Origin of the sequence: Pseudonocardia sp. ICBG1034, from assembly GCF_020131375.1 — a bacterium.
Taxonomy (GTDB): Bacteria; Actinomycetota; Actinomycetes; order Mycobacteriales; family Pseudonocardiaceae; genus Pseudonocardia; species Pseudonocardia alni.
This window is the reverse complement of record NZ_JAHLEK010000015.1, coordinates 977,061-1,001,147: the sequence shown is the minus strand read 5'-3', so window position 1 is coordinate 1,001,147 and position 24,087 is coordinate 977,061. Positions and strand designations below refer to the sequence as shown.

The window sequence follows — 24,087 nt, the reverse complement described above, 5'->3', positions numbered from 1 at the left end:
GACGGTCCCCCGCCTGCCATCTAGCGGCCCTCCCCGCGCCGGTACGGCTCGCCGAGCCGGGCCGGTGGTCGTAGTCGTTGCGAGGCCGCCGCGAGCACGATCAGCGTGACCAGCTGCGGGGCGTAGGAGGCGAACTCGCTGGGCACGGTGTCGACCGACCAGTAGACCGCGTAGACCAGCAGCCCCGCGACGAGCGCGACGGCGGCGGCGGTCCACATCCGGCGGATCGCCCACAGCACCGCGACGACGACCGCGACCAGCGTCGCGCCGTAGAGCAGCGCGTGCACCGCCTCACCGCCGGCACGCAGCTGCAGGCCGTCGACGTAACCGAACAGCGCCGAGCCGACGAGCAGCCCGGCGGGCCGCCAGTTGCCGAAGATCATCGCGGCGAGGCCGATGTACCCGCGGCCACCGACCTGGTTCTCCAGGTAGCCGAGCTGGCCGGGGTTGAGCACCAGCGCCGCTCCGCCGAGACCGGCGAGCGCGCCGGAGATCGTGACCGCGACGTACTTGTGCAGCACCACGTTCACGCCGAGCGACTCCGCCGCGACCGGCGACTCGCCCGCGCTGCGCAGCCGCAGCCCGAACGCCGTCCGCCACAGCACGAGGTAGCTCACCGGGACCAGCGCGACCCCGATGACCAGGATCGGCGTCAGGCCGGTGACCAGCCCGGACAGCAACCCGGCGAGGTCGGAGACGAACACCCGTTGCTGGGCCTCCAGTGCCGCGAGGCCCTCGGAGACCCCGGGGATCGAGAACTCGGTGAAGCCCTCCAGCCGCGGGGACTGGCGCGGGTTCTGCGAGACCGGGGTGAAGACCAGGGTCGCCAGGTACTTCGTCAGTCCCGTCCCGAGCAGGGTGATCGCGACGCCGGAGACGATGTGGTTGACGTTGAACGTCACCGTCGCGACGGCGTGCAGCAGCCCGCCGAGCGCGCCGAACACCAGCCCGCCGAGCATCGCCGCCCACGGCCCCCACTGGTAGCCGGCCCAGGCCGCGCCCCAGGTGCCGAGCACCATCATGCCCTCGAGGCCGATGTTGATGATCCCGGCGCGTTCGGCCCAGAGGCCGCCCAGGCCGGCGAGCAGGATCGGCAGCCCCAGCCGCACCGCGGCGGACGCGGTGCCGCCGGAGGTCAGCTGGGTCTGGCCGGTCAGCGTCACCGTGACCGACAGGATCGCGACCAGCGCGGCCGCGATCAGCGCCGACCGGGCCCAGCCGGGCAGGGACCGCGCACGATCCAGCACCGCGGTCACGACGACACCTCCGCGGGTTGCGGTGCGGGGGCCGCCGCGGCGACCCGCCGCTGCTCGGCCCGGCGCTCGACCCGGCGGACGACCTCGTAGGCGACGACCACCGACAGCACGATCAGGCCCTGCATGATCAGCACGATCTCCCGCGGGATGCCGACGACGTCGAGCGCCACCGCGGACTTGTCCAGGAACGCCCACAGCAGCGCGCCCAGCGCGATGCCGACGGGGTGGTTGCGGCCCAGCAGCGCGATCGCGATGCCGGTGAAGCCGTAGCCCTGCGGCGAGGACAGCGTGTAGGCGTGGTCGCGCCCGAGCAGCTCGGGCAACCCGACCAGCCCGGCGACCGCGCCGGAGAGCAGCAGCGCGACGACGATCGTGCGGCGGGCGTTCACCCCGCCGGTCGCGGCGGCCGTCGCCGACTCGCCGGAGGCGCGCAGCTCGAAGCCGAACCGGGTCCGTCCGAGGAGGAACCAGTAGCCGATGCCCAGCGCGGCCGCGACGAACACCATCCCGAAGATCGCGCCGTTGCCGATCGGGATCCCGGGGAACCAGCCCGACTCGGGGATCGGCGGGGTGGTGATGTTGTTGCCGCGCAGCTCGCCGAAGGTCTCGGCGCGGATCAGGTAGGCGATCAGCCCGGTGGCGATCGCGTTCAGCATGATCGTCGAGATGACCTCGGAGACGCCGCGGTAGGCCTTGAGCAGCGCCGGGATCGCGACCCAGGCGGCGCCGGTCAGCAGCGCCACCACCATGATCAGCACGGTGTGCAGGACCGGCGGGAGCGCCACCGTCCCGCCGACGATCGCGGCGACGCAGGCGGCGACCCGGAACTGGCCCTCGACGCCGATGTTGAACAACCGCATCTGGAAGCCGATCGCGACGGCCAGGGCGGCGAGGTAGTAGACGGCGGCGGAGTTCACGGTGTCCACGACGACCGTGCCCGAGCCGACCTGCGCGAGGATGGTGGTGACCGCCGTCCACGGCGACGCCCCGCTGATCACCAGGGCGACCCCGCAGAGCAGGGCGGCGACCGCGATCGCCAGGACGGGCGCGACGACGGCGCCCCGCAGCCGGCTCACGTGGCGGCTCCGGTCATCTTGGTACCCAGCTCCTCGGGGGTCACGGTCGCGGGATCGGCGGTGCCGACCAGCCGCCCGCCGGAGATGACGGCGAGAGTGTCGGACAGGCCGATCAGCTCGTCGAGGTCGGCCGAGACCAGCAGCACCGCGAGCCCGGCCGCGCGGGCGCGGCGCAGCTCGGCCCAGATGCCTGCCTGTGCGCCGACGTCGACGCCGCGGGTCGGGTGGGCCGCGATGAGCAGCACCGGGTCGCCGGACAGCTCCCGTCCGACGACGAGCTTCTGCTGGTTGCCACCGGACAGCGCGGCCGCCATGACGTCGATCCCGGGGGTGCGGACGTCGAAGTCGCGCACGATCCGCTCGGTGTCGGTGCGCGCGGCGGCGGTGTCCAGCAGCCCGCGCCGGGCGATCGGCGGCCGGGACTGGAACCCGAGGATCCGGTTCGCCCACAGCGGCTGCTCGCCGAGCAGGGCGTGGCGGGACCGGTCCTCGGGGACGTAGCCGATGCCGGCCTCGCGGCGGGCCATCGTCGACGTCGCCGAGATGTCGGTGCCGTTCAGCAGCACCCGGCCACGGGCGTGCCTGCGCATCCCCATGACCGTCTCGACGAGCTCGGTCTGGCCGTTGCCCTCGACGCCTGCGATGCCCAGCACCTCACCGGCGTGCACGACGAGGTCGACCCCGTCGAGCAGGTCGCGGCCGCCGTCCGGGCTCGCCAGCCCGAGGCCCTCGACGCGCAGCACCTCGCGGTCGGTCACGGTCGACTCGCGGGTCTCCGGCGAGGGCAGCTCCGAGCCGACCATCATCTCCGCCAGCTCGCGGTTGGTGACGGTCCGCGGGTCCGCGGTGCCGACCGTGCGGCCGCGGCGGATCACGGTGATCCGGTCGGCGACGGCGCGGACCTCGTCGAGCTTGTGCGAGATGAACAGGAACGTGTAGCCGTCGCCCTGCATCGTGCGCACGGTCGCGAACAGCTCGTCGACCTCCTGCGGGACCAGCACCGCGGTCGGCTCGTCGAGGATCACCGTGCGGGCGCCGCGGTAGAGCACCTTGAGGATCTCGATGCGCTGCCGGTCGGCGACGCCGAGGTGCTCGACGAGCGCGTCCTGCCGGGCGGCGAGCCCGACGGTCGCGGACAGCTCGGTGATCCGCGCCCGGGCCGCCTTCCCGATGCCGTGCAGGCGCTCGGCGCCGAGCAGCACGTTCTCGGCGACGGTCAGGTTGTCGGCCAGCATGAAGTGCTGGTGGACCATCCCGATCCCCGCGGCGATGGCGTCGGCGGGGCTGCGGAAGTGCGTCTCCGCCCCGTCGACGACGATCGTGCCCTCGTCGGGCGTCTGCATCCCGTAGAGGATCTTCATCAGGGTCGACTTGCCGGCGCCGTTCTCGCCGCAGAGGGCGTGGACCTCACCGTGGGTGACGGTGAGGTCCACGCCGTCGTTCGCGACGACGCCGGGGAAGCGCTTCGTGATCCCGCGGAGTGCGACCGCGTCGGGCTGGTCGGTCACTTGGTGGACTTGACCTGGATCTGTCCGGCGATGATCGCGGCCTTGTACGCCTCGAGCTGCGGGACGATGTCGTCGACCTGACCACCGGAGGTGGAGTAGCCGACACCGTTGTTGGCGAGGTCGAACCGCGCCGGGAGCTGCGCGACGGTGTTGCCCGCGACCGCGTTGATGTAGTCGTAGACCGCCACGTCGACCCGCTTGATCATCGACGTCATGATCGTGTCGCGGACCTGCGTCAGCTGCGGCGAGTTGTACTGGTCGGAGTCGACGCCGATGGCCTTCTTCTGCGCGGTCTGCGCGGCCGCGAAGACACCCTGGTTCGACTGGCCCGCGGCGGCGAAGGCGATGTCGGCGCCGCCGTCGTACTGGCCGGACGCGATCTCGGTGGCGCGGGTGGCGTCGTTGAAGCCGGTGAAGTCGCCGGCCGGGGAGATGTAGGCCGACTCGACGTCGATCTGCGGCGCGACGGCCTTGGCGCCCTGCTCGTAGCCGGCGTCGAACTTCTGGATCAGCGGGTTGTCGACGCCGCCGATGAACCCGACCTTGCAGGCCGAGGTCTTCAGCGCGGCCGCGGCGCCGACCAGGAACGAGCCCTGCTCCTCGGCGAAGACCAGCGGCTTGACGTTGGGCAGGTCGACCGTGTCGTCGTCGACGATGGCGAACTGGATGTTCGGGAACTCGGTCGCGACGGTCTTCACGCCGGTGGCGTAGTTGAAGCCGACCGCGACGATCGGGTTGAACCCGCCCTGTGCGAGCTGGCGGAGGCGGTTGGTGCCCGCGTCCTCGCTCTCCCCCGCCTGGGCGGTCGCCTCACGCGTGTTGGCCTTCTGGAGCCCCAGCTCGGCGACGGCGCGGTCGAGGCCGGCGGCCGCCGCGTCGTTGAACGAGGCGTCGCCACGCCCGCCGATGTCGTAGGCCAGCCCGACCTTGAGCCGGCTCGCGTCCGCCTTCGGGGCCTCCGGCGCCGGCTGGGCCGACGCGGCCGGCACCGACGGCGGCGCGACGCGCTCGCACTCCCCGGCCTGGGCGCCGCCGCCCCCGCCGGTGTCGCGGGCACAGCCCGCGAGCGTGAGTGCCGCCGCGGCCACGAGCGCGATCGCGGTCGCGTACCGGCTCCTGCCTCCGATGCGCTGGTTGATCCGCACGAGGTGACCTCCCCCTCCGGCGCCACCGCTCGGCGGCGCATGTCCGGACGGGACGGTAACCGCTGGACAACGGTTTCGGCAGAACTCGAAACACGGCCGTGACGCGGAATCGTCGAGCGGTTGACGGACGGTACCGTCCGCGCACCCGGACGATCTTGTACCCGGGAGGTGACGCAGTCTCGGAGGAGGATCGATGGATCGCGCGGAACGTACGGTGCAGGCCCCACCGGAGCGGGTGTGGGAGCTGGTCTCGGACATCACCCGGGCCGGTGAGTGGAGCCCGGAGGCCACCGGGGGACGGTGGCGCGGCGACGCGACCGGGCCCGCCGTGGGCGCGAGGTTCACCGGGGGCAACCGGCACGGACGGATCCGCTGGTCCACGCACTGCCGCGTCACCGAGTGCGAGCCGGCCCGCCGGTTCACCTTCGTCGTGACCGAGTCGCGCACGGCCTGGGGCTGGATCCTGGAGCCGGCCGGCGACGGGGCGACGACCGTCGTCGCCTGGCGGGAGAAGACCGGCGAGGCGGCGCTGCCGGTACGGCTGCTGCAGCGCAGCGGGATCCTGGGCCGGGACCGCGAGACCCTGATGCGCGACGGGCTGGAGCGCAGCCTGGACCGGGTCAAGGAGATCGTCGAGCGCTGACCGTGCCGCGGAGCGCGGTCCGTGGTGCCGGGCCCGCAGCGGGCGGCCCGTTCCGCCGGGCCGTGGGTCATGCTGCAACGGTGACGACCCCCGCCGGCCCGGGCTCCCCGCGCCGACCCGCCGCCCGGCTGCTCGTTCCCGTCGTCGTGGCGCTCGCGCTGGCCGGGGCGGCGGGCACCGCACCGGTCGCCTCCGCCGCTCCGGTCGCGGTCGCCGCGGGGTGCCCGGGGCAGGAGGTCCCGCCCGGCCCGCCCGCGCGGGAGGAGACGGTGCCCGTCCCCCCGCTGCCGGTGCCGTCGCCACCGGTCGGCGGGCTCGGCGGCTGCGGTGACACCCACGCCGGGCCGGTGCCGCCCCCGCCGGTCGGGGTCGCGTCGTACGTCGTCGCCGACCTCGACTCGGGTGCGGTGCTCGCCGCCCGGGCCCCGCACGCGCGGCAGCGTCCGGCGTCGACGATCAAGCTGTTGCTCGCGCTGGTCGTCGACGAGCGGCTGCCGATGGACCGGGTGGTCGTGGGCACCGCCGAGGACGGAGATGTCGACGGCAGCCGGGCCGGGATCGGTCCCGGCGGGCGCTACACGGTCGACCAGCTGCTGCACGGGCTGCTGCTGTCCTCGGGCAACGACGCCGCGAACGCCCTGGCCCGCGAACTCGGCGGGGTCCCCGCGACGCTGGCCGCCATGCGCGACGAGGCCCGCCGCCTCGGTGCCCTGGACACCCGTCCCGCGACGCCCTCCGGCCTCGACGGCCCGGGGATGTCCGCCTCGGCCTACGACCTGGGCCTGCTGCTGCGCGCCGCACTGGAGCGCCCGCGGATCGCGGCCGCGCTGACCACCCGGAGCATCCCGTTCCCCGGGTTCGCCGACAAGCCCGGCTTCCTGCTCGGCAACGATGACCGGCTCCTCGGTGCCCCCGGCTTCCTCGGCGGCAAGAACGGGTTCACCGACGCCGCCCGGCACACCTTCGTCGGCGCGATGGAGCGCGACGGGCGACGGCTGGTCGTCGCCGTCGTGCGCGGCGAGCCCCGGCCGGTGCTGATGGTCGACCAGGCCCGCGCCCTGCTGGACTGGGGCTTCGGCGCCCCGGCCACCGGGATCGGGACGCTGGTCGAGCCGGGCACCACGGGCTCCGCCGACGGCTCGGACACGCCCCCGGGCGCCGCGGCCCCCGCGGGCGGGGCAGGCGGCGCGGACGGCGCAACGGGATCCGGGGGCGCGGACGGGGCGACGCGGAGCGCCGACGGGGCGACGTCGACCGGCGCCCCCGATCCCGCGGGTGCTGCGCCGATCCCCGCCGCGGTGCTGGTCGGCGGGGTCGCCGCGCTCGCCGGTGTCGGGGCGCTGGTGGCCGCGCGGCTGCGCCGGCGCCGTTGACCTGCGGCGGACGCCCGCCCGGTGCCCGAGGGCCGGGGTGCACCCTTCTGCGAATCCGCTTACCGGGTAAGCGGATTCGTCGGACGGCGTCCCCGGAGCTCGGGTCCGCGGGACCGTTCACCGGGCGAAGGAGTTCGTCGGGGCCCGCACCGGGAGAATCGGCCGAGACGGCACGGGCTCACTCCGGCGCCCGAGGGCCGGGCCCCACCCTCCTGCGAACTCGCTTACCGGGTAAGCGAATTCGTCGGGATCACGTCCTTCGAGATCGGGGCTTCGAGATCGGGGCGGGACGGCGATCCGGGTCAGCGCCGCCGGCGCCCCAGGGCCCGCAGGCCGAGTGCCCCGCCGATCAGACCCGCGGTGAGCAGGCCCGCCGACGCGAGCGCGCCGGGCCCGTCCCGGACGACGTACTGCGGCCGGATGATCGCCGGGGCGGGCAGGTCGCGGTAGCCCAGGTCGTTCTCCTCGGCGCTGGCGGCCCAGGCCGTCACGAACAGCAGGAACCGCGAGGTGAAGAAGATGAAGACCAGCAGACCGAGGATCGAGCCGAAAGCCGCACCGGCCGCGGAGTTCGTGACCGAGCCGAGATAGATCACCATCACCCGCTGCAGGATCGCGAACCCGATCGCGCCGATCAGCGCGGCCCTGGCCGCGCTGCGCAGGGACACGGGTTCGCGCGGCAGGCGGGCGATCACCCAGAGGAACACCAACCAGTTACCGGCGAGCACGAGCAGGAACGAGGCGATGCTCAGCAGCACGCGTGCCCACGTCGCCTCGCCGAGGCCGACCAGGTCGAGCAGGAACCTCCCCGCCGCGCCACCGATCGAGGAGATCGCGAACGACAGCACCAGGGCCAGCCCGAGCCCGACCAGGGCGAGCAGGTCGAACGCCAGCCTCTTGATCATCGGCGGGGCATCGTCCCGCTGGCCCCACTGCTCGGTCAGCGCCTCGCGCAGGTTGCTCATCCAGCCGATGCCCGAGTACAGCGCGCCGACCAGACCGATCAGACCGATCGCCCCGGCCCGGTCGATCGCGGTCTGCACGATCCCGCCGAGCAGCTCGCCGATCTGGCCCGGCGCGGCCGACTGGATCGCCTGGCGCAGGGAGTCGAGGAGCTCAGGGTTGCCGCGCAGCACGAACCCGGCCGCCGCGAACCCGACCATCAGCAGCGGTACCAGCGCCAGGATCGAGAAGTAGGTGATCGCCGCGGCGTAGTGGTCGCCGTGGTTCTCGGTGTAGCGCTCCCCCGCCCGGACCAGGTGGTCGAGCCACGGATGCTTCTCCCGCTGGCGGTCGAGGAAGGTCTCGGTCTCCTCCTCGTCGGTCTCCAGCCGGTGCGCGATCGTGGCAGCGCGGTTCTCGGCCATCATTCCCCCGGTTCGGTGGTTCTCCCCGCCCCGGGAGCGTCGCTCAGGCGGGCGGGAGGAACCCGATCCTCTCGTGAACCGCGGCCAGTGTCGCGCCGGAGACCTCACGCGCACGGGTGGCACCGCGCGCGAGCACCCGGTCGAGCTCGGCCGGATCGGCCAGGTAGCCGTTCACCTTCTCCGCGAACGGCTCCGCGAACGCGGCGACGATCTCGCCCAGGTCCTTCTTCAGGTCGCCGTAGCCGCGGCCGACGTACTCGGCCTCGACCTCGGCGACCTTCCGGTCGGTCATCGCCGCGTTGATGGTGAGCAGGTTCGCGATGCCCGGCTTGTTCTCCGGGTCGAAGCGGATCTCGCGCTCGTTGTCGGTCACCGCGGACCGGATCTTCTTGGCCGAGGTCCGCGGCGGGTCGAGGAGCTCCACGATCCCGCTGGGCGACGACGCCGACTTGCTCATCTTCGCCGTCGGATCCTGCAGGTCGTAGATCTTCGCCGTGGCCTGCGGGATGTGCGGCTCGGGCACCCGGAACGTCTTGCCGAAGCGGTGGTTGAACCGCTGCGCGAGATTGCGGGTCAGCTCCAGGTGCTGGCGCTGGTCCTCGCCGACCGGGACGCGGTCGGCCTGGTAGAGCAGGATGTCCGCGGCCTGCAGGATCGGGTACGTGAACAGGCCGACCGTCGCCCGGTCGGTGCCCTGCTTGGCGGACTTGTCCTTGAACTGGGTCATCCGGCCGGCCTCGCCGAAACCGGTGATGCACTCCAGGATCCAGGACAGCCGCGCGTGCTCCGGGACGTGCGACTGCACGAACAGCGTGCAGCGGTCCGGGTCGAGCCCCAGCCCGAGCAGCTGCGCGGCCGCGACCCGGGTACGCCGGGCCAGCTCGGCCGGGTCGTGCTCCACCGTGATCGCGTGCAGGTCCACGACGCAGTAGAACGCCTCGTGGTCGTCCTGCAGGGCCACCCACTGCCGCAGCGCACCCAGGTAGTTGCCGAGGTGGAACGAGTCGGCCGTGGGCTGGATCCCGGACAGCACGCGGGGACGGTGGGCGTCGTTCATGCCCGCCATCGTTCCCTACCGTCCGTCATCTCGGGCGCACCGGGGACACCGAGTCCCGGGCGAACGCCCGCCCGCACTGCTCGCAGTCCAGCCGCACGCAGAGCGGCTGCCCGCAGGCCCGGTGGCGGATCGTGAGGTCGATCGGGGCGCCGTCCCCGCCGCACCAGCGGTGCGACCACTCGACCAGGCAGGCGTGGATCGGGAAGCTGGCCCGCCCCTTGTCGGTGAGGCGGTACTCGCCGTCGCCGCTGCGGCTGAGCACCCCGAGCGCGACGAAGCGGCGCAGCCGGTCCGACAGCACCTCCGGGGAGATCGCCAGCTCGTGGGCGAAGCAGGTGAACGCCCGGATCCCGGTGAGCGCGGCGCCGAGGACGGCGGCACCCCACCGGTCGCCGATGATCTCCATCGCACCGGGCAGGAACGAGAGCGGGTCGACGGGCAGCGTGCCGCGGGTGCGCCGCGGGTGCCTGCGGGCCAGCAGGTCCAGCCCCGGCGCCCACGGCTCGCGCTCGACGTCGGTGTCCCGCGGCCCGACCGCGCCGCCGCAGGCCGCGCAGCACACCCGCACCCGGGTGGGGCGGCCGCAGTCGCGGTGCACGATCTCGGGGAGCGGGACCTCCCGCGGGACCCAGGTCTTCTCCCAGTCCCAGGTGCAGATCAGCAGCTTCCAGATGTCGCCGCCGCGCTCGGTGAGGACGTAGCCGCGGCGCTCGCGGCCACCGTCGGCGTAGCTGCGGGGCTCGAGCAGACCCGCGTCGACGAGACCGCGCAGCCGCGCCGACAACGTCGCGTCGGAGATGTTGAGGGTCTCCCGCCACCCCGCGTACCGGCTGACGCCGAGAAAGGCGCGCTGCAGGATCAACAGCGTCCAGGTGTCGGCGAGCAGGCCGAGACCGCGCCCCACGGCGCCCAGCTCCTGCGGCCGCACCCGCTCGCCTCCCTTGACCCCGGACTGCTCAAGATCGTACCGTTGGCCTCACTCTGCCGATCGAAGCCGCGCCTCCGGGCACGGCCGGCGGCGGGGTGGACCGGGTCGGGGGGTCGGTCCACCGGCCGGGGCGGACGTCCTGCGACAGCGCGGTGAGGGGGCTGCGGCAGCCGCGGGGCGTCGTCCCGGTCAGCACGTCATCCGTTCTCCCGGTCCTTCTCCTGCTCCGGGTCCTCGGGTCGCGAGGCCGGCTCGACCGTCACCACGCCCTTGTCGAGGTCGATCGGGCCGAGCCGCCACTGCTGCCCGCCCTGCGCGGCGTCCGAGTCCTCGTGCATCCGCTTCCGCGGGAACATCTCTCCGAGTACACCCATACCGCCACCGTAGGCCGATCGGCGGCCGAGCCGGTCCCGCGCGGCCCGGGGGCGGCGCGGGACCGGCCGGGATCAGGCCGGGGTCAGCGGCAGCATCCGCGGCCCGGTACCCGACGCCGGGGTGAGCACGCGGGGCTCGCCGCGGTAGGTCGTCGTCCGCTGCCGGACCGGGCGACCGGCGGCCGCCGCGATCGCGGTGAGCTCGGCGACGGAGCGCTCGGAGCCGTTCTCCGAGCCGGCCATCCGGGAGATCGTCTCCTCCATCAGGGTGCCGCCCATGTCGTCGGCGCCCCCGGCCAGGATGTCCGCGGCGAGGTCGTCGCCGAGCTTCACCCAGGAGCACTGGACGTGGTCGATCCGCCCGTGCAGTGCGAGCCGGGCGAACGCGTGCACCGCCCGGTTGTCGCGCTCCGTCGGACCCGGCCGGGCGATCCCGGCCAGGTAGATCGGGGCGTTGTGGTGCACGAACGGCAGCGGCACGAACTCGGTGAACCCGCCGGTGCGGTCCTGGATCGACGCCAGTGTGCGCAGGTGCCCGAGCCAGTGCCGGGGCTCGTCGACGTGGCCGTACATCATCGTCGAGCTGCTGGGGATCCCCAGCTCGTGCGCGGTCGAGACGACCTCGATCCACTGCGACGCCGGCAGCTTGCCCTTGGTCAGCACCCACCGGACCTCGTCGTCGAGGATCTCGGCGGCGGTGCCCGGGATCGAGCCGAGCCCGGCGGCCTTCAGCTCGGTCAGCCACTCCCGGATCGACACCCCGGCCTTGGCCGCCGCGGAGACGATCTCCATCGGGGAGAACGCGTGCACGTGCATCCCCGGCACGGCCGCGGTGACCGCGCGGACCAGGTCGGCGTAGAACGACACCGGCAGCTGCGGGTCGATGCCGCCCTGCACGCAGACCTCGGTGGCGCCGTCACGGGCGGCCTCCGCGGCGCGCTGGGCGACCTCGTCGAGCGAGAGCCGGAAGGCGTCGGCGTCGCGCTCGCGCTGGGCGAACGCGCAGAACCGGCAGCCGACGTAGCAGACGTTCGAGAAGTTGATGTTCCGGTTGACCACGTAGGTGACGTCGTCCCCGGTGACCTGCCTGCGCACGTCGTCGGCGAGGTCGAGCAGCGTGCGCAGCGCGGGCCCGTCGGCGGTCAGCACGGCCATCGCGGCGTCGGCGTGCGCCGGGTCGAGCAGCGCTGCCGGGTCGGACGCGGCCAGGTCCAGCCCGGCCCGGACGTCGGAGTCGAGCCGCTCGGGGGCCGCCCCGTGGCCGGCGCGCTGGTGCTCCAGCTCGGCGGCCACCTCGTCCCAGTCGCCGTAGACGTCGCCGAAGTCGCTGCGCCGGTCCTCGGTGCGCCCGGTCGTGTCGATCGTGGCGTTCAGGTCGGTGCGCCCGGTCGAGGCGAACCCGCCGTCGGGTTCCTGCCATGCCCGCCCCTCCACGACGGCGTCGGGCCGGGCGAGCCCGTCCGGCCCGGCCAGCGCGGCGACGTGGCCGTGCAGCCGCGCGTCGATCCACGGCGACCCGGCCCGCACGTACTTCGGGTAGGCGGTGAGCCGCTCCTGCAACGAGAAGCCCTCGGCCTCGGTGATCGCGGCCAGCTCGTCGACGGCGGGCCACGGCATCTCCGGGGACACGTGGTCCACCGTCACCGGGGAGACACCACCCCAGTCGTCGATCCCGGCACGCAGCATCAGCGCCTGCTCGTCGCCGACGAGGTTCGGCGGCGCCTGCAGCCGGACCTTCGGGCCCAGCACCAGCCGGGCGACGGCGATGGTGGCGGCCAGGTCCTCCAGGTCGGCGTCCGGGTCGTTCGCCATCGCGGTGTCGGGCTTGGCGCGGAAGTTCTGGACGATCACCTCCTGCACGTGCCCGTGCGCGCGGGCGGCGGAGCGGATCGCGAACAGCGACTCGGCCCGCTCGGTGCGGTTCTCGCCGATGCCGATCAGGATGCCGGTGGTGAACGGGACGCCGACGCGGCCGGCGTCGGTGAGGGCGCGCAGCCGGACCGCGGGCTCCTTGTCGGGGCTGCCGAAGTGCGGGCCGCCCCTCTCGAACAGCCGCTGCGACGTCGTCTCCAGCATCATCCCCATGCTGGCCGCGACCGGCTTGAGCCGGGTCAGCTCCTCCCAGCTCATGACGCCCGGGTTGAGGTGCGGCAGCAGCCCGGTCTCCTCCAGGACGGCGATCGCGCAGGCCCGGACGTAGTCGAGGGTGGAGTCGTAGCCGCGCGCCTCGAGCCACTCGCGGGCCTGCGGCCAGCGGTCCTCGGGGCGGTCGCCGAGGGTGAACAGGGCCTCCTTGCAGCCCTGCGCGGCGCCCTGGCGGGCGATCTCGACGACCTCGTCGCGCTCCAGGTACATGTCGTCGAGCCTGTGCGGGACGGTCGCGAACGTGCAGTAGTGGCAGCGGTCGCGGCAGAGCCGGGTCAGCGGGATGAAGACGTTGCGGGAGTAGGTGACCACGCCCGGGCGGCCCTCCTCGACCAGTCCGGCGTCGCGGACCCGGCCGGCGTGCCCGAGCAGCTCGTCGAGGTGCTCACCGCGGGCGGCGAGCAGGACGGCGGCCTCGGTGACGTCGAGGGTGGACCCGTCCCGGACCCGGCGCAGGGCCCGGCGGAACGCCGAGTCCGAGGGCACCGGTTCGGCGGGTGCGGGGGTCGGGAGTCCGACCGGCGGTTCGGCCTCGGCCGGGACGGGTGCGGCAGGAGTATCGGCCATGCCACCCACACTAGGTTTCGCGGATCATCGCAGCGACCGTCCGTTTCCCGGCGATGGATCACGGCCGATGCGGGAATACGGCTCAGGCGACCTCGGCGGGCGTCCCGCCGGTGACCGCGACGAGCTCGTCGAAGGTCGTCGGGAACACCGAGCGGGCCACCCCGCCGGCCGCCCAGACCCGGTCGAAGTCCCCCAGTGCGACGTCGACCAGGGTGCGTACCGGCGCCGGGTGCCCGACCGGGGCGACCCCGCCGATGACCTGCCCGGTCGCCTCGCGCACGAACTCCTTGGACGCCCGGCCGACCCGCTGCGCGCCGACCAGGGCGGCGACCCTGTCGGTGTCGACCCGGTGCGCGCCGGAGGTGAGCACGAGCAGCGGGGCGCCGTCGGCGTCGAAGACCAGCGAGTTCGCGATCTGGCCGACCTCCACCTCCAGCGCGGCGGCCGCCGCGGCCGCGGTGGTCACCGCGTCGGGCAGCAGCACCAGGCCCGCGATCGACGCGGGATCGGCACCGGCCCGGCGCAACGCCTCCTTCACGGCGGCGACGCGGGGGTGGTCGGCGGGGTGTTCGACGCTCCGGCTCACCCGGCCCATCCTGCCCCCGCCGCGTCCGCGGGCGCCGCCGGGTTCCCGCCGCCGGGTGTGTTCAGAGGACGGCGAGGACCAGCAGCACGACGACGACCACGGCCAGCACCCCGGCCACGCCCAGCAGGATCCAGCGGTTGCGGCCGAGGTCCCCGCCCGGGGACCGGGGCCGCGCGCCGCGTTCGAACAGCTCGGCGGCCCGGTCGTGGGTCGGGCGCTCGGCCGGGTCGTCGGCGGTGAGGCCGTCCAGGACCGTCGCGAGCGCGCTGCCCGCCGACGGGCGCGGGCCCGCCGCCTCGCGCAGGACGACACCCAGGCACCACAGGTCCGCGGCCGGGGTGTCGGCGCCCTCGGGGGCGGCGGGCGCACCGTTCCCGCCGGGGCGCGGACCGACCGCGCGGGCGAGGCCGACGTCGGTGAGCAGGGCGCGGCCGTCGGCGGCGACCAGCACCGCGTCGGCGTCGAGGCCGCCGTGGGTGCCGCCGTCGGCGTGCACCGCACGCAGTGCGGCCAGCACGTCCCGGCCCACGAGCGCGACCTGCCGGGGAGAGGGCGGCGCCGTCCCGACGACCGCACCCAGCGGTCGCGCCTCCGGGTGCTCGGTGACCAGGTACTCGCGCATGTCCCCGGCCGAGGACCGGTCGGTGACCAGGTCCAGCACCCCGACGACCGACGGGTGGCGCAGCCGTCCGGCCGCCCGGACCTCGGTGAGCAGCCGCTCCCGGACCCCTGCGACCGCGGGCAGCGCGATCTCGGTGACGGCGACGGTGCGGCCGGTGATGCGGTCCTCGGCTCGGTGGGTGGGCCCGAAACCGCGCCGGCCCAGCTCGTCGAGCAGCAGGTAGCGGCCGCCGACCATCCGGCCGGCGATCACACGGCCCCCAGCCGGACGACGACGGGGGCGTGGTCGGAGAAGCGCCGGTCGTGCGCGGGCGCCCGGTCCACGACGGCCTCGTGCGCGGCGTCCGCGAGCCCGGGCGTGGTGACGATGTGATCGATCCGCCACCCGGTGTCGTTGTCGAAGGCCCGCCCGCGGTAGCTCCACCACGAGTACGGCCCGTCGACGCCCGGGTGGCGCTCGCGCACCACGTCGCGCCAGCCGTGCTCGAGCAGCTTCGCGAACCACTCCCGCTCGTGCGGCAGGAACCCGGAGTTGCGCCGGTTCCCGCGCCAGTTGCGCAGGTCCAGCTCGGTGGGCGCGATGTTCCAGTCCCCGCCGACGACCATCTGCCGCCCGGTCGCGGCGCACCGGTCGAACGCGGTGCGCAGATGGTCACCGAAGGCCGCGCAGAACGCGTCCTTGTGGTCCTGCCGCTCGGTGCCCGCCTCGCCCTTGGGCAGGTACAGCGAGGCGACGGTGAGCCCGCCGGGCAGGTCCACCTCGAGGTAGCGGCCGTCGAGGTCGGTGGTGGGGTCGGTGCCGTTGCTCGCTCCGCGGGCTCCGCTCGGGAAGCCGATCCGTACCGCCTCGGGCTCGTCCCGGCTCAGCACCGCGACGCCGTTGCGGCCCTTCGCCGTCAGCGACGGGGCCAGGCGCAGGTGCCAGCCGCCCTCGTCGAGCGCGGCCAGGAAGGCGGCCGGCAGCTCGTCGGGCCGGGCCCGGACCTCCTGCAGGCAGACCGCCCGCGCGTCGGTCGCGGCCAGCCACTCCAGCAGCCCCTTGGTGGCGGCGGCACGGACCCCGTTGACGTTGACCGTGGCGAGCGCGTTCACACCGTCTACTGTGCCGCACCCCTGATCACGCTGCGCGACGGGTTCAGCACCGGCTGCCCGAGGTCGCGGCGACGGAGTCCACCGGGACCCACTGGTTCTGCTCGGTGAGCTTGCGGAAGCCGCCGTCGACGATCGTCTCGGCCGCGACCTCGGTCCCGACCGGGAGCGTGCGGACCGGCGCCGCCGAGTCGCCGGGCGCCGAGCGCACCGTCACCTGCTCGCCCTGCACGACGACACGGCACCCGGTGGTCTCCAGGTTCCCGGTGACACCGCCGTAGGCGAGGGCGACGACCGTGAGGCCGACTCCGATGAGCCCGACCAGCGGCCAGCCCCTCAGGAGCGACTTCCGGGTGAGCCCGAAGACCTTCGCCACCGTGGTTCCCCTCCCGCCGAGCGCTGCCGCGACCACGGTAGCCGGTCCGCGGCCGTGGGCTCGACCACCACGGGGGTGTCGGGCCGGTTACTCCTGCGGGCGGGCGGGGCCGGTGAACAGATAGCGTGTGGCCCAGTCAGCGGGTCGCCGCGCCGGGGACCCGCCCGGTCGTCCCGGGCCCGTCCGCCGGCGCCGTCGCGGCCCGCTCGCTGGACACGGCAGCACACACGACGAGCCGAGGCAGGCCTGAGGACGCGATGAAGCTCATCTACACGTACACCGACGAGGCGCCGGCACTGGCGACCCACTCCTTCCTGCCGGTCATCGAGGCCTTCGCCGGCCAGGCCGGGGTCGACGTGGAGACCCGCGACATCTCCCTGGCCGCCCGCATCCTGGCGAAGTTCCCGGACCGGCTCACCGACGCCCAGCGCGTCCCGGACTCGCTGTCCGAGCTGGGCGAGCTGGCGAAGACCCCGGACGCCAACATCATCAAGCTGCCGAACATCTCGGCGTCGATCCCGCAGCTCAAGGCGGCGATCACCGAGCTCCAGGGCGCCGGCTACGACGTGCCGGACTACCCGGAGAACCCGCAGACCGAGCAGGAGAAGGCCGCCCGCGCCGCCTACGACTCGGTCAAGGGCTCCGCGGTCAACCCGGTGCTGCGCGAGGGCAACTCCGACCGCCGTGCCCCGCTGTCGGTGAAGAACTTCGCCCGCAAGCACCCGCACTCGATGGGCGCCTGGAGCTCCGACTCCACCAGCCACGTCGCCACCATGGACGACGGCGACTTCCGCCACTCCGAGACCTCGTTCACCGCCGCCGGTGACGGCGCGGTCCGCATCGAGCACGTCGCCGCCGACGGCACCGTCACGGTGCTGAAGGAGAAGGTCGCGCTGCTGGACGGCGAGGTGTTCGACGGCGCCGTCATGCGTCGCGAGCCGCTGCAGGCCTTCCTCGCCGAGCAGGTCGCCGACGCCAAGGCCAAGGGCGTGCTGTTCTCGGTGCACCTCAAGGCCACGATGATGAAGGTCTCCGACCCGATCATCTTCGGCCACGCCGTCCGCGCCTACTTCGCCGACGTGTTCGCCTCCTTCGCCGACGACCTCGCCTCCGTGGGCGCCGACCCCGACGACGGCCTCGCCTCGATCCTGACCGCGCTGCAGAAGCTGCCCGCCGACAAGCGCGACGCCGTCGAGAAGGCCATCACCGCCGCCTACGAGACCGGCCCGGCGCTGGCCCAGGTCGACTCGGCGCGCGGCATCACCAACCTGCACGTGCCGAGCGACGTCATCATCGACGCCTCGATGCCGGCCGCGATCCGCTCGTCGGGCCGGATGTGGAACGCCGACGACGCGCTGCAGGACACGAAGTTCGTCATCCCGGACTCGTCCTACGCCCCGCTCTACGACGAGACCGTCAAGCACTGCCAGGCCAACGGCGCCTTCGACCCGACGACGATGGGCACCGTCCCGAACGTCGGGCTGATGGCCCAGAAGGCCGAGGAGTACGGCAGCCACGACAAGACCTTCGAGATCGCCTCCGCGGGCACCGTGCGCGTCGTCGACGCGGCGTCGGGCGAGGAGAAGCTCTCGCACGAGGTCGGCGAGGGCGACATCTGGCGCGGCTGCCAGACCAAGGACGCCCCGATCCGCAACTGGGTCGGTCTGGCCGTCGAGCGGGCCCGGGCCACCGGCTCCCCCGCCGTCTTCTGGCTGGACTCGGCGCGCGCCCACGACGCGCAGCTGATCGCGAAGGTCGAGACGTACCTGGGCGAGCACGACACCGACGGCCTGACCATCGAGATCCTCCCGGTCGCCGAGGCCACCCGCTACACCCTGGAGCGGGCCCGCAAGGGCGAGGACACCATCTCGGTGACCGGCAACGTGCTGCGCGACTACCTCACGGACCTGTTCCCGATCATGGAGCTGGGCACGTCGGCGAAGATGCTGTCGATCGTCCCGCTGATGAACGGCGGCGGCCTGTTCGAGACCGGCGCCGGCGGGTCCGCGCCGAAGCACGTGCAGCAGCTGCAGAAGGAGAACCACCTGCGGTGGGACTCCCTCGGCGAGTTCCTCGCGCTGGCCGTCTCGCTGGAGATGCTGGCGTCGAAGACCGAGGAGCCGCTGCGGGCCAAGCTGCTCGGCCAGACCCTCGACGAGGCCACCGGCAAGCTGCTGGAGAACGGGAAGTCGCCGTCGCGCAAGGTCGGGGAGCTCGACAACCGCGGCAGCCACTTCTACATCGCGCTGTACTGGGCGCAGGCCCTCGCCGCGCAGACCGAGGACACCGAGCTGGCCGCGATCTTCGCCCCGCTCGCCGAGAAGCTCGCCGCCGCCGAGGACACGGTCGTCGGTGAGCTGAACGCGGTCCAGGGCGACCCGGTCGACCTGGGCGGCTACTACTACGTCGACCGTGCGAAGACCGACGCGGTCATGCGGCCGAGCGCCACGTTCAACGCGGCGATCGACGCCTTCGCCGGCAAGTAGCCCCACCGCGACGGCCCGTCCCCCCCGTTGCCGGGAGGGCGGGCCGTCGTCGTGTCAGGCCGAGCTGACGCCGGGGACGAGCCCGGAGCGGAACGCCTCCACGAACAGCGCGTGGTCGGCGCGCACGGTCCGCGCGTAGTCGTGGGCGAACTCCACGACCCACTCCACGAACGCGTCCTCCGCACCGGCGGTGCGCGCCGCGACCGCCTCCTCGACCCGGAAGTCGACGAGCGCGTGGTCGGCGTCGGCGTCGGCCACACAGTGGATCTTCGCGGTGGCCCGGCCCAGGTCCGCGACGACCGGCGCGATCTCGTCGGGCTCGGTGAGCTCCGACCAGTCCAGATCCGCCTCGTAGGGCGAGACCTCGGCGACGACGAACCCGACGCCGCCGAGCTCGGTCCAGCCCAGCATCGGGTCGGCGTGCGCCTGCAGCGCGCGCTGCGAGACCGCCGTCCGGTGCCCGTGGTGGCGGAACGCCGCCGCCACCCGCTCGTCGGTGACCACCCGCGAGGGCGCGGCCACGTTGCCCTGCTTCATCGAGACGACGATGTCGTTGTCCAGCGCCTGGTTCAGCCCCTCGACCAGCACCGTGTAGGTGGGCAGCCCGGCGCTGCCGATGCCCACGCCGGACCGCCCGGCGACGTCCTTGACGGTGTAGGCGACGCCGCGGTGGCGCCGGGACTCCGGGATCGTGGCCACGTAGGCCTCGAACGCCGCGGTGACCGCGGCCTTCTCGTCGCCGTCGAGGGTGCGGACGCCGGGGCCGGCGCGCAGGATGCGGTCGAAGCCCTCGGTCTCGGTGACCGCGTCGAGCAGCCCGACCCGGGTCCGGGTGCGCGCGGTCTGCAGGACCTGGTGCACCGGGCCCTCGGTGGTGTCCAGGCGCAGCGAGAACGCGTCGTCGTCGCGGTCGGCGAAGTGCCGCACCTGGGCCAGGTAGCTGCGGCAGTAGCGCTCGACGAGCTCGGACAGCGACCGGTCCGACAGCGCCTTGCGCCAGCCGAGCAGGCACAGGCTGGCCGCGAACCGGGTGACGTCCCAGGTCCAGTGGCCGAGGTAGGCCTCGTCGAAGTCGTTGACGTCGAAGACGAGCACGCCGTCGCCGTCCATGTAGGTGCCGAAGTTCTCCGCGTGCAGGTCGCCCTGGATCCAGACCCGGGCGGTCCGCTCGTCGACCCAGGGGTCCTCGCGGCGGGCGACGTCGTCGTAGAACAGGCAGGCGCTGCCCCGGTAGAACGCGAACGGGTCGGCGGCCATCTTCCGGAACTTGGTCCGGAACGCCGCGGGGTCGGCGGCCATCAGGTCGTCGAAGGCGGTCACGAGGGTGTCGACGATGTGGCCGCTGCGGTCGGTCATGGCGCGATCATGCTCGCGGACGGTGGCGGGGACCACCTCCGTCCGTGGGGCCCCGCCGGACCGTGCGCCGCCGACCGGGTGGCGGATGGATCTTCGTTGCGATCAACGGGTGATCAGCGGGGCCACCGTGGGCGACGTCACGCAACCCGTCCGGAGCAACCCCCGTCCCGGAGCGGGTGTACCCACCGGTAGAATCTCGTTAGCGATGATCATTATCAGGCCGTCCCGCAGCACACCGACCGGGGATCTCCCCGCCCGGCCGGGCCGGGTCGTGCGCGCGACCAGCACCGGCCCCGGGCGTCCCGGGAGCAAGCGTCCCGCAGGCCCCCGCAGGCCCCCGACCCGGCGCCCGGCGGGCCCGGAGACGACCGGCGGCAGCCGCAGCTGACCCGGTCAGGACCGGCCCAGACCGGCGTCGCGCGCCCGCACGATCGCCTCCGCCCGGTCCGCCACCTGCAGCTTCGCGAAGATGTTCGACACGTTGTTGCGCACCGTCTTCGGCGACAGGAACAGCGCGGCCGCGATCCGGTCGTTCGACCGGCCGGCCGCCAGCAGGTCGAGGACCTCCCGCTCCCGCGCGGTCAGCTCCGGGAACACCGTCGGCGGGGCCGTCCCGGGCTCCGGCGGGGCCGCGAGGAAGTCCACGATCCGGCGGGCCATCGCCGGACCGAACACCACGTCTCCCCGGGCGACGCCGGTGACCGCACGGACGATCTCGGCCTGGTTGGCCCCTTTCAGCAGGTAGCCCCGCGCACCGGCCCGCATCGCCGCGAACACGGTCTCGTCCTCCTCGCTCATCGTCAGCACCACCACCCCGGTCGAGGGCGCGGCCGTGGTGATCTCGCGGGTCGCGGCGATACCGTCCAGATCCGGCATCCGCACGTCCATCACGACGACGTCGGGCGCCGTGTCCGCGGCCATCGCGACGGCCCGGGCTCCGTCCGCGGCGGTGCCGACGACCTCGATCCCCGGCACCGAGGCCAGCAGCGCGGCCAGCCCCTCCCGGTACACCGGGTGGTCGTCGGCCAGCAGCACCCGGACCGGGCCCTCGTCGGTCGTGTCCACGGTCATCCCTCCCCCAGCGGCAGCCGGGCCCGCACGACGGTGCCGCCACCGTCGGGGGCCAGCACCGCGCACGTCCCGCCGAGCTCCGCGGCCCGTTCGCGCACCGACAGCGTCCCCACCCCGGCGACGACGTCGGGCGCGATCCCGCGACCGTCGTCGACGACCTCCACCACCAGGAAGCCGGACCCGCGGACCAGCCGGATGCGGGCGGTGCGGGCGGCGGCGTGCCGCACCACGTTCGTCAGGGCCTCGGCCGCGATCCGGTACGCGGCCACCTCCACCGCGGCGGGCAGGGCCGGCCCCTCGCCCTCCTCGACCACGGTCACGGCCAGACCGGGCGGCGCCGTGCGGCGCGCCAGCTCGCGCAGCGCACCCGCCGGGCCGAGCTCGTCGAGCGCGGGTGGTCGCAAGTCGTGCACCAGGCGGCGCATGTCCGCCAGCACCGCGGCGACATCAACGGTCGCCGCCTCCAGCATCCGGTCCGCGGCCACCGGGTCCGACGCAGCCAGGTTGCGGGCGGTCTCGATCCGCAGGGTGACCGCCCCGAGCGCCGGACCGAGACCGTCGTGCAGGTCGCGACGCAGCCGGCGGCGCTCCTCCTCGCGGGCGGTCACCAGTGCCGTCCGGTGCACCTGCAGGCGGGTCGAGAGCTCGTCGGCCCGGGCCGCCGACGCGGCCTGCCGGACCAGGTCCCCGAGCAGCCGCTGGTCGCGGTCGGACAGCGCGGCACCGGCCGAGCACAGGTCGACCCGGCCGATCCGCGCGCCGCGCCAGGTCACCGGTAGCTCGGTGACCGGCCCGCTCGGGCGGCCGTGCTCGACGACGGCGGTGCCACCGTCCGGCCGGGTCGTGACGACTCGGACGTAGGGCAGCCGGAACGCCTCCGCGACCGATCCGGCCAGCGCGGCGAGCAGCCGGTCACCGCGGGCGTCCTCCAGCCGGGCCGCGAGGGTCGACAGCGCGCCGTAGGGGTCGTCCCGGCCGCCGCGCGCGAGCCGCCGCGCCGCGGACCACAGCCGGGTCCGCAACGGCGTGTACAGCACCGCGACGACGGCGACGGCCAGGAACGCGGCGTCCTGCCCGCCCAGCAGGTTCCCGGCCAGTGCCAGCAGCAGGACGTCGACCGCGACCGTCGCGGCCAGCAGCAGGACCGACACCACGGTGCCGGAGAGCAGCCGGTCGACGTCGTAGAGCCGGTGCCGGGTGACCGCGACGACGACCGCCCCCGACGTCGCCGCGATCGCGAGACCCAGCAGCACCGTCGGCCACGGGGCGGGCAGCACCCACGTCGGGACCACGAGCAGCGCGCTCACCAGCCCGGCCCACACCAGCCAGCGCAGCTGCAGGCGCCGTTCCCCCCGCGCGGCCCGGTACCGGGCGACGACCGCCGCCGCGGGGACCAGCAGGCTCAGCGGGATCATCGGGTAGGCGACCGCCAGCACCTGCGGCCAGAACGGCATCGGCACGCTGAGCAGGTCCGGCTCCACCAGCGCCTGCGACGGCGGCGCCGCCGCGACGTGGTACCGCTCGACCTCGGCCGCCGGGACCAGGACCAGGGTCAGCGGGAGCAACGCCGTCGAGGCCAGGCTCGCGATCGACAGCGGCCGCCACACCCGACCGTCCGGCAGCCGGCCGTCCGGGAAGAGCAGCAACAGCAGCGGCGGCCCCAACAACAGCACCGCCCCGAACCGGGTGAAGAACCACCACGCCGGGGACAGCAGCGGCAGGCCCGGATCGGCGACGACGTACAGGCCGTAGCGGGTCCAGGCGGCGGCCGCGGTGTCCACCGCCCAGACCAGGCCCGACCCGGCGAGCACCCAGGCCACCGGATGCCGCGGGACCCGCGCCACCAGCAGCAGCCCGGCCACCAGCAGCACGAGCGCGATCGCGCCGCTCGCCCAGACCAGCTCGGCGCCCTCCTCCGGCGGGAGCGACTCGGTCGGGACCCGCAGCTCGACGACGGCGGCGACCACCAGCGCGGCGGCGGCCGGGACACCGGCGAGCAGGACCGGCGCCCGGGCGGACCTCCCGCCCCGGGCCGGGTCGCCTGCCGCAGGCGGGACGCCGGCGTCCTGCGGGTCGTCGCCACCGTCCGGCCGGGCGTCCGCGGCCCGTGCGCCGGTCCCGATCGTCATCCGCGGCCCCCTCGTGACGTCCTGCCCGGGTACTCGCCGGAACGGGCATCGTCGCAACACCGGGTGTCCCGCGTCCCGGGACGACGGTCCCGCATCCGCGGGACATCGGGGCGGGACCGCGGACGGGTGCGGCGCCCCTGCCCGCCCGGGACGCCGGTGCCGGACGGTTCACCCCGTCGCCGGACCGACCGGCGACACCGACCGAGGAGCCCGCCATGGCCACCGAGCCGATCTCCACCACGACTCCGCCGACCGCGCTGACCCGGGACCCCGCCGCGTCCGGTCCGGCCGTGCCCGCCCCGGCCTGCCCACCGGCGGGCCCGGCCGCCGCGACGGTGCGCCGGGCCGGGGTCGGCCTCTGCGCCGGTGCGGTCGCCTTCGCCGCAGGCCTCGCTGCGAGCACCGCCGTGCAGGACCCGGCCTCGCTGTGGAGCCACGTCGGCGGGCTGCTGTTCCAGGGCGGGCTCTGGGGCCTGCTCGTGGTGCTGCACCGCACCCGGGCCACCGGCGACGGCCGCTTCGGGCGCGGTCTGCTGTGGACGGTGGCCGCACTGCTGGTGCCGGCGACGGTGTCGTCGGCCGTCTCCCTGGTCGCGCCGCCGTCCGCGACGGGCGCGACCTGGTACCTGCTGCTGGACGTGTGCTGGCCGCTGTCCATGCTCGGCATGGCCGTGATCGGGGTGACGGTCGCCGTCGTCGGGCGCTACCGGGGCGCGCTGCGCTGGTGGCCGATGGTCGCCGAGAGCTGGGCGCTGGTGACCGTACCGACCGTCGCGCTCGCCGGGCCGGTGGCCGGGGGCGTCGTCGGGACGGTGCACGCCCTGCTCGGCTACGGCGTGCTGGGGCTGCTGCTGGCGCGGCGCCCCGAGCTGACCGGGCGGTCCTGACCCGCCCGGCGCAGCCGCCGGCGGTGCACGGGGGGCGCCGCCGGCGG

At 74.4% G+C, this 24,087-nt stretch carries 20 protein-coding genes; 4 read left to right on the top strand and 16 right to left on the bottom strand.

The window, feature by feature from the left end:
* Positions 1–20 precede the first annotated feature (20 nt).
* The 4 genes from KPF22_RS06410 to KPF22_RS06395 are packed head-to-tail and all read right to left on the bottom strand — an operon-like array spanning position 21 to position 4,985.
* The gene (locus KPF22_RS06410; RefSeq protein ID WP_224401469.1) at positions 21–1,256 is read right to left on the bottom strand and encodes an ABC transporter permease; all 1,236 of its coding nucleotides are present in this window, start codon (positions 1,254–1,256) and stop codon (positions 21–23) included.
* Positions 1,253–2,332, bottom strand: coding sequence for an ABC transporter permease (locus KPF22_RS06405; protein WP_208826666.1), 1,080 nt, complete (start codon positions 2,330–2,332; stop codon positions 1,253–1,255). The genes KPF22_RS06410 and KPF22_RS06405 overlap by 4 nt, the downstream gene beginning before the upstream one ends.
* Positions 2,329–3,840, bottom strand: coding sequence for an ABC transporter ATP-binding protein (locus KPF22_RS06400; protein ID WP_224401468.1), 1,512 nt, complete (start codon positions 3,838–3,840; stop codon positions 2,329–2,331). Before KPF22_RS06400 ends, KPF22_RS06405 begins: the two co-directional genes overlap by 4 nt.
* Positions 3,837–4,985 (bottom strand): BMP family ABC transporter substrate-binding protein, encoded by a 1,149-nt coding sequence (locus KPF22_RS06395; RefSeq protein WP_224401467.1) that lies wholly within the window; start codon positions 4,983–4,985, stop codon positions 3,837–3,839. The genes KPF22_RS06400 and KPF22_RS06395 overlap by 4 nt, the downstream gene beginning before the upstream one ends.
* Positions 4,986–5,178: 193 nt before the next feature.
* On the opposite strand from KPF22_RS06395, the gene KPF22_RS06390 reads away from it, so the two are divergent.
* Entirely contained in the window at positions 5,179–5,628 is a 450-nt protein-coding gene (locus tag KPF22_RS06390) for an SRPBCC family protein (RefSeq protein ID WP_224401466.1), read from the top strand.
* A gap of 80 nt (positions 5,629–5,708) precedes the next feature.
* The gene (locus KPF22_RS06385) at positions 5,709–7,001 is read left to right on the top strand and encodes a D-alanyl-D-alanine carboxypeptidase family protein (protein ID WP_224401465.1); all 1,293 of its coding nucleotides are present in this window, start codon (positions 5,709–5,711) and stop codon (positions 6,999–7,001) included.
* A gap of 302 nt (positions 7,002–7,303) precedes the next feature.
* Here the strand turns inward: KPF22_RS06385 and yhjD are convergent, their stop codons facing one another.
* The 9 genes from yhjD to KPF22_RS06340 form a co-directional block, all read right to left on the bottom strand.
* Positions 7,304–8,368: an inner membrane protein YhjD gene (yhjD, locus tag KPF22_RS06380; RefSeq protein WP_208826013.1), complete on the bottom strand. Its 1,065-nt coding sequence runs from the start codon at positions 8,366–8,368 to the stop codon at positions 7,304–7,306.
* A 43-nt stretch (positions 8,369–8,411) separates the two neighbouring features.
* Complete coding sequence (gene trpS, locus KPF22_RS06375; RefSeq protein ID WP_224401464.1) at positions 8,412–9,425, bottom strand: tryptophan--tRNA ligase; 1,014 nt, start codon at positions 9,423–9,425, stop codon at positions 8,412–8,414.
* A 25-nt stretch (positions 9,426–9,450) separates the two neighbouring features.
* A complete protein-coding gene (locus tag KPF22_RS06370; RefSeq protein ID WP_208826015.1) occupies positions 9,451–10,353 on the bottom strand; it encodes a helix-turn-helix domain-containing protein in 903 nt (300 codons plus the stop codon).
* Positions 10,354–10,550: 197 nt separating this feature from the next.
* Positions 10,551–10,727, bottom strand: a complete 177-nt coding sequence (locus KPF22_RS06365; protein WP_224401463.1) for a hypothetical protein — start codon at positions 10,725–10,727, stop codon at positions 10,551–10,553.
* Between the two features lie 72 nt (positions 10,728–10,799).
* Positions 10,800–13,439 (bottom strand): bifunctional FO biosynthesis protein CofGH, encoded by a 2,640-nt coding sequence (locus tag KPF22_RS06360; protein WP_224401462.1) that lies wholly within the window; start codon positions 13,437–13,439, stop codon positions 10,800–10,802.
* An 82-nt stretch (positions 13,440–13,521) separates the two neighbouring features.
* Entirely contained in the window at positions 13,522–14,025 is a 504-nt protein-coding gene (locus KPF22_RS06355; protein ID WP_374107462.1) for a YbaK/EbsC family protein, read from the bottom strand.
* 61 nt (positions 14,026–14,086) lie between these two features.
* The gene (locus KPF22_RS06350; protein ID WP_208826018.1) at positions 14,087–14,899 is read right to left on the bottom strand and encodes a protein kinase; all 813 of its coding nucleotides are present in this window, start codon (positions 14,897–14,899) and stop codon (positions 14,087–14,089) included.
* Positions 14,896–15,738 carry an exodeoxyribonuclease III gene (locus tag KPF22_RS06345; RefSeq protein WP_208826019.1) on the bottom strand — a complete coding sequence of 281 codons (843 nt, stop codon included), beginning with the start codon at positions 15,736–15,738 and terminating at the stop codon, positions 14,896–14,898. The genes KPF22_RS06350 and KPF22_RS06345 overlap by 4 nt, the downstream gene beginning before the upstream one ends.
* A 43-nt stretch (positions 15,739–15,781) precedes the next feature.
* Positions 15,782–16,111, bottom strand: coding sequence for a hypothetical protein (locus KPF22_RS06340; RefSeq protein ID WP_208826020.1), 330 nt, complete (start codon positions 16,109–16,111; stop codon positions 15,782–15,784).
* Positions 16,112–16,368: 257 nt separating this feature from the next.
* On the opposite strand from KPF22_RS06340, the gene KPF22_RS06335 reads away from it, so the two are divergent.
* Complete coding sequence (locus tag KPF22_RS06335; protein WP_224401461.1) at positions 16,369–18,597, top strand: NADP-dependent isocitrate dehydrogenase; 2,229 nt, start codon at positions 16,369–16,371, stop codon at positions 18,595–18,597.
* 54 nt (positions 18,598–18,651) lie between these two features.
* On the opposite strand, the gene KPF22_RS06330 is transcribed toward KPF22_RS06335, so the two are convergent.
* The 3 genes from KPF22_RS06330 to KPF22_RS06320 form a co-directional block, all read right to left on the bottom strand.
* Positions 18,652–19,953, bottom strand: coding sequence for a DUF2252 domain-containing protein (locus tag KPF22_RS06330; RefSeq protein ID WP_208826023.1), 1,302 nt, complete (start codon positions 19,951–19,953; stop codon positions 18,652–18,654).
* A 393-nt stretch (positions 19,954–20,346) separates the two neighbouring features.
* Positions 20,347–21,018 carry a response regulator transcription factor gene (locus KPF22_RS06325; protein ID WP_224401460.1) on the bottom strand — a complete coding sequence of 224 codons (672 nt, stop codon included), beginning with the start codon at positions 21,016–21,018 and terminating at the stop codon, positions 20,347–20,349.
* Between the two features lie 2 nt (positions 21,019–21,020).
* Complete coding sequence (locus KPF22_RS06320) at positions 21,021–23,153, bottom strand: sensor histidine kinase (RefSeq protein WP_224401459.1); 2,133 nt, start codon at positions 23,151–23,153, stop codon at positions 21,021–21,023.
* A 215-nt stretch (positions 23,154–23,368) separates the two neighbouring features.
* Here KPF22_RS06320 and KPF22_RS06315 point away from each other — a divergent pair, with 215 nt between their 5' ends.
* Positions 23,369–24,040, top strand: a complete 672-nt coding sequence (locus tag KPF22_RS06315) for a hypothetical protein (protein WP_224401458.1) — start codon at positions 23,369–23,371, stop codon at positions 24,038–24,040.
* Positions 24,041–24,087: the final 47 nt, after the last annotated feature.

Bases quoted from the DNA above. Each gene is read 5' to 3' on its own strand.
- KPF22_RS06315 (WP_224401458.1), top strand. From the start codon at position 23,369: ATGGCCACCGAGCCGATCTCCACCACGACTCCGCCGACCGCGCTGACC.
- yhjD (WP_208826013.1), bottom strand. From the start codon at position 8,368: ATGGCCGAGAACCGCGCTGCCACGATCGCGCACCGGCTGGAGACCGAC.
- KPF22_RS06365 (WP_224401463.1), bottom strand. From the start codon at position 10,727: ATGGGTGTACTCGGAGAGATGTTCCCGCGGAAGCGGATGCACGAGGAC.
- KPF22_RS06330 (WP_208826023.1), bottom strand. From the start codon at position 19,953: ATGACCGACCGCAGCGGCCACATCGTCGACACCCTCGTGACCGCCTTC.
- KPF22_RS06320 (WP_224401459.1), bottom strand. From the start codon at position 23,153: ATGACGATCGGGACCGGCGCACGGGCCGCGGACGCCCGGCCGGACGGT.
- trpS (WP_224401464.1), bottom strand. From the start codon at position 9,425: ATGAACGACGCCCACCGTCCCCGCGTGCTGTCCGGGATCCAGCCCACG.
- KPF22_RS06335 (WP_224401461.1), top strand. From the start codon at position 16,369: ATGAAGCTCATCTACACGTACACCGACGAGGCGCCGGCACTGGCGACC.
- KPF22_RS06360 (WP_224401462.1), bottom strand. From the start codon at position 13,439: ATGGCCGATACTCCTGCCGCACCCGTCCCGGCCGAGGCCGAACCGCCG.
- KPF22_RS06390 (WP_224401466.1), top strand. From the start codon at position 5,179: ATGGATCGCGCGGAACGTACGGTGCAGGCCCCACCGGAGCGGGTGTGG.